The following is a 4,800-nucleotide window of genomic DNA, read 5'->3' on the forward strand; positions in this document are numbered from 1 at the left end:
ACAAGGTCGAGGACCGGCAGGTCGTCATCATCGGCGATCCTTTCTCGGTCGATGCGATGACGCCGGAACTTGAGCGGGAAATTGAAATCCTGACATCAAAGATCGAAGCTGAAACGGCCGAAATCGAAACTCTGGTGGCCTCCATGCCGCACATCGAACTCGCCTTCGAAGGCTTTGACGAAGAGCTGAACCGGAAGATGGAGATGGCCTTCAGCTTCACCGACGAAACCATGCCGAAATCCGAAGCCGAGTGGGAAGCCTGGGCAGAGAAGGTCGAGGCACAGGCCGAGGAATGGGAAGCCCATGCCGAAGCGATTGCCGAGCGCGCCGAAGCTCATGCAGACGCCTGGGAAACCCGCTTTGAACCCCAGATGGACGCCCTTGAGGCTCGCATCGAAGCCCATGCCGATGCGCTCGAACGCAAGATCGAGATCGCCTATGGCGAGGAGTTCGAGGATGAAATGGAGCATACCCATATCGTACTGACCGATCTGGTCGAGCAATGCCGCGACGCCAATCTGGCAGAGGGCGAGACCCGGATCCTCGAAAAGAGCAGTAGCCAGGACAAGACCAGGGACGTGAAGATCGCCTGCATCAAGGGCGACAAGGACACGCTGAAAGCCAAGGCGACGATCAAATCCGTGATGAAGAGCGACAAGCTCGACGCCGCCGAAAAGAAGGCCTTCAAGAAGCAGGTCAACGGTTCGTCCAGCCACACGATCACGATTGAAACCGACACGACAGACGAATAACGGGTCCCGCTCGCGCATTGCACGGAATGCATAGGCGGAGTCCCCCGGCGCAGGTCCCATTGCGTCGGGGGCTTTTTTTTGCGAATGAGTCCCGCGCTTTGCGGTAATGGGATCGGCGTCTAGGGTGGCCCCCTGAATCGCGCTCCGGAGGATTTCCATGAAACGCCTGCTCGCCACAATGGCCATTGCCACCTGCCCGCTCGCTGCCTGTGTCACAGCGCCTGAGCCCTGCACGCAGGAATGGGTCGAATACAAGACCGACCGTATCCTCGGCGAGTTCGCTTCCGAAAATCGTGGTCTGATCAACGACCTGCGGCGCATTACTGATAGCGAGGGCGAACTCAACACATTCGCCACGATGCGGCTGATGTCGCGGACAGACGACCTTCAGAACTTTGCTGACAGCTTCCAGAATGTCGTCATCCCTGAACTGGAACTGGCGCTGGTGGAATGTGGGCAGAGCGATCAATTCGCCCCTGCACTGACGGGCTTCCTGCGCGATGAAGGTGTGGACGAAGAGGCCTTGCAGTGGGTCGCGCCGATCATCGGCCTCATGCAACAAATGCGCGAAGATGATGTAGGCAACCCGCCGCGAGCCATGTAAGAGCGCGGCCATGAAAACGCTGATCGTTGTCCCCGCCCGCTATGGATCCACCCGGTTCCCCGGCAAGCCTCTGGTCGAGATCGCCGGCCGCACCATGGTGAGCCGGGTGGCCGCGATGGCTTCGCGTGCCGCCGCTGAACTGGATGATGCTGCAAGTGTCGTGGCCACCGATGACGAGCGCATCGCCAGCCATTGCCGGGACCTCGGCATTGAGGTCGTCATGACCGATCCGAACGTCCCGTCCGGCACGGATCGTGCCCTCGCCGCCGTCGACGCGATGGGGGTCACGCCAAACGTTGTCGTCAACCTGCAGGGCGACTCGCCCTTTACCCCACCCGCACATGTTGTCGCCGTCGCCGAAGCCGCCGCCAGTTCCGGCGCCGATGCCGCCACGCCCTATGTCCGCCTGACCTGGCAGGCGCTCGACGACTTCCGCGCGCACAAGAAAACCACCCCCTTCTCCGGCACAACGCTGGCGCATGACGCCGCTGGGCGCGCGCTCTGGTTTTCCAAGAATTTGATCCCCGCCATCCGCAAGGAAGACGCGCTGCGCCAGCAAGGCGACATGTCTCCGGTCTGCCGCCATATTGGCCTCTATGCCTATCGCCTCCCCGCGCTGCGCAAATATGTCAGCCTGCCGGAAGGCCATTATGAAAAGCTCGAAGGTCTCGAACAGCTGCGCTTCCTCGAGAACGGCATGAGCGTGCAATGTGTCGAAGTCGAGCCGGACACAATCGCCATTCCCGGCATTGATGCGCCGGAAGACGTGGCCCTCGCCGAGCGCCTGATCGCAACCCATGGCGACCCACTGAAGGACTGACCGGACCATGGCAAGACTGATCATCGTCCGGCACGGAAACACGTTCGACAAGGGCGACACGGTCACCCGTGTCGGCGGACGCACAGACCTTCCCTTGTCCGCATCCGGACTGGCACAGGCTGATGCGCTCGCTAATCATTTCGCGGACACCCGATTTGTCGCCGCTTTCTGCTCTCCGCTGATGCGTACACGGCAGACCGCACGGGCCATGATCGGCATGCACACCGGCGCGCCTGCGCTTATCGTCCTGCCTTTCCTGACCGAAGTCGATTACGGCCCGGACGAAAACCAGCCGGAAGACAAGGTTGTGGCACGGATTGGCGAAGCAGCGCTCGAAGCCTGGGAGTGTGATGCCACGCCGCCCGAGGGCTGGCGCGTGGATGCGGACGCGCTCCGCGAGGGCTGGCGCAGCCTGCTGGAGCGCGCAGCCGGGCTCGGCGCAGAAGACACGGCACTGATCGTCACCTCAAACGGCATCGCACGCTTCCTGCCAGATGTCGTGGATGTTCAGCCAGACGATCTCGACCGCAAGCTGAAGACCGGGGCCTGGGGCGTTGTTGAAATAGACGGCGCCACGTCGTGCATCACCAGCTGGAACCTGCGTCCCTAGGCGACGTCCCGCGCATTGGTTTCATCGACGAGTTCGCGTGCGCCGGAGATCGGCAAGGTAAACGCCACCGTCGTGCCCTCCCCTTCGATGGAGGACAGGATCATCCGCCCCCCATGCATTTCGGCAAAGGATTTCGTCAGTGCAAGGCCAAGCCCTGTGCCTTCGTAATTGCGGTCCTTGGTGCCGGAGACTTGCTCGAACGGCGTCGCGAGGCGCGGCAGGTCTTCAGCCGGGATACCAATACCGGTATCGGTCACGCCGACATAGATTTCCGGTCCGCGCTGCTCGACCGCGACCGTGATCTTGCCGCCAGCATCGGTGAACTTGATCGCATTCGATACGAGGTTCAGCACCATTTGGCGGATCGCCCGATGGTCGGCATCGATCTCAGGTATATTGGGCTGGGCATCCAGCACCATCTCGATTTCCTTGTCCTCTGCCTTGCGACGGATCATGCGCACAGCCGCGTCGACCGGGTCCACAGGATCAATGGGCTGCGGGTCGATTGTCATCTTGCCCGCCTCGATCTTCGCCATGTCGAGAATATCGTTGATCATGTCCAGCAAGTGTTGGCCCGAGGTCAGGATGTCCTGCGCATAGCCCTTGTAACGCTCGTCCCCCATCGGGCCGTAAAGTTCATTCGACAGGATTTCGGAAAAACCATTGATCGCATTCAACGGCGTGCGCAACTCATGGCTCATATTCGCCAGGAAGGCTGATTTGGTGTGCGCCGCATGTTCGGCCTTGGCCTTCTCCTCGGAATATTTCCGAGACAGTTCACGCTCGCGCCCTTCAGACCGTTCAAGGTCCAGGGCGGTCTTGTGCATCTTGGCTTTCTGCTTCCTCAGCTCTTCCTCATTGCGGACATTCTCTGTGACATCCACGCCAACCGAGATCAGGCCCCCATCAAGCGTGGGGCGCTCCACCAGTTTGATCCAGCGCTCGGTGTTGAGCTCCAGCAAGGTCGTCTGCGGATCTTCCAAAGAGGGGTGTTCTGAACGCAAGGCCCCAGCCCGTGCAATGTTCACGGTGTGATGCGCCATGCCCGGCCGCAAGGTTTCCTCGAGCTGGAGGTCGGAGGCAAAGGCCCGGTTCCAATAGAGCAGACGCTTGCGATTGTCCCACAGGGCGAAAGGACCATTGAAGCCTTCGATAGCCGTACGCAGTCGGCGTTCGGCCGCCTTGATCCGGTCCTCGGCCTGCTTGCGCTCGGTAATATCCAGCAGTACGCCGCCATAGACATTCGCCCCGGTCTCGGCATGAGGCGTCACACTGCCACGCAATTCCATCCAGCGGGCCGGTTGGAAACTGGTCACGAAACTGGTCTGCACCCAGCCGTCCTTGTAGCCTTTGCGAAAGGCGTCCTGAACCCGCTTCTGATGCTCAGGGTGTACCTGCGGCAGCATTTCATCAATCGTGATCTCGCCATCGCCCAGCATGCCCATCAACTCGGATGCCGCATCGCTGAGATAAACCGCGCTGGAATCGTCTGACCACTCCCAATAGCCTGCACGCACACCCAGCATGACCGGGCTCATGAACCGGTCGGATTCGATCTCCTGCGCGCGTTCAACGAACGTGACTTCAGGCTCTCGCGAGAGCTGGTTCATCAGTCCGAGAATGACCAGCATGGGCGCTGCCAGCAGCAGACCAAAAATCAGGAGCCGTATAAAATCGTCCAGCGTGAACAGCGGCGTGGCCTGACTGGTGCACACCTGCAAAGCACTGCCGCCCACCGGCGCGCACCCTGTCGCGGCGCGGTCGAGCAAGCCGAGGGCGCGAAACTTCGTGGCAGGTAACATGCCCGCTGTGCCGGGAAGGATCGTCCCGGCACTGAGATGCTTGTCGGTGACGAAAATGCCGGTACCTGCCCGGCTTGCCGGCAACCATGTGCCCGCCGGGGCAAGCGCCAAGATGATTTCGCCATCCGGGGCCGTGGTAGCCACGACAATGTCACCCTGCCCCGACAGACCGATCCGATGCCCTCCGGCCAGCATGGCTTCTGCAACCGGCA

The 4,800-nt window shown here is 61.1% G+C and carries 4 protein-coding genes and 1 pseudogene; 4 read left to right on the plus strand and 1 reads right to left on the minus strand.

From position 1 onward, the window contains the following. From B4F73_RS09570 to B4F73_RS09585, 4 genes and pseudogenes are all read left to right on the plus strand, one after another. Window positions 1–752 (plus strand): annotated as a pseudogene (locus B4F73_RS09570) (hypothetical protein); the annotation flags it as partial. Window positions 753–909: 157 nt separating this feature from the next. Beyond that, the gene (locus B4F73_RS09575; protein ID WP_034815954.1) at window positions 910–1,356 is read left to right on the plus strand and encodes a hypothetical protein; all 447 of its coding nucleotides are present in this window, start codon (window positions 910–912) and stop codon (window positions 1,354–1,356) included. A gap of 10 nt (window positions 1,357–1,366) precedes the next feature. Then, a complete protein-coding gene (gene kdsB / locus B4F73_RS09580) occupies window positions 1,367–2,176 on the plus strand; it encodes a 3-deoxy-manno-octulosonate cytidylyltransferase (RefSeq protein WP_290483109.1) in 810 nt (269 codons plus the stop codon). Window positions 2,177–2,183: 7 nt separating this feature from the next. Further along, on the plus strand, window positions 2,184–2,786 hold the full coding sequence (locus B4F73_RS09585) for a histidine phosphatase family protein (RefSeq protein ID WP_290483110.1): 603 nt from the start codon (window positions 2,184–2,186) through the stop codon (window positions 2,784–2,786). On the opposite strand, the gene B4F73_RS09590 is transcribed toward B4F73_RS09585, so the two are convergent. Beyond that, window positions 2,783–4,800, minus strand: a 2,018-nt coding sequence (locus B4F73_RS09590) for a PAS domain-containing sensor histidine kinase (RefSeq protein WP_290483111.1), incomplete at its 5' end; no start/stop codon positions are given. The two genes, B4F73_RS09585 and B4F73_RS09590, sit on opposite strands and share 4 nt — an antisense overlap.

Origin of the sequence: Hyphomonas sp. UBA3601, assembly GCF_002375605.1 — a bacterium.
Classification (GTDB): Bacteria; Pseudomonadota; Alphaproteobacteria; order Caulobacterales; family Hyphomonadaceae; genus Hyphomonas.

What these genes read in the sequence shown, in the direction of transcription:
- B4F73_RS09575 (WP_034815954.1), top strand. Translation starts at nt 910, where the DNA reads ATGAAACGCCTGCTCGCCACAATGGCCATTGCCACCTGCCCGCTCGCT.
- kdsB (WP_290483109.1), top strand. Translation starts at nt 1,367, where the DNA reads ATGAAAACGCTGATCGTTGTCCCCGCCCGCTATGGATCCACCCGGTTC.
- B4F73_RS09585 (WP_290483110.1), top strand. Translation starts at nt 2,184, where the DNA reads ATGGCAAGACTGATCATCGTCCGGCACGGAAACACGTTCGACAAGGGC.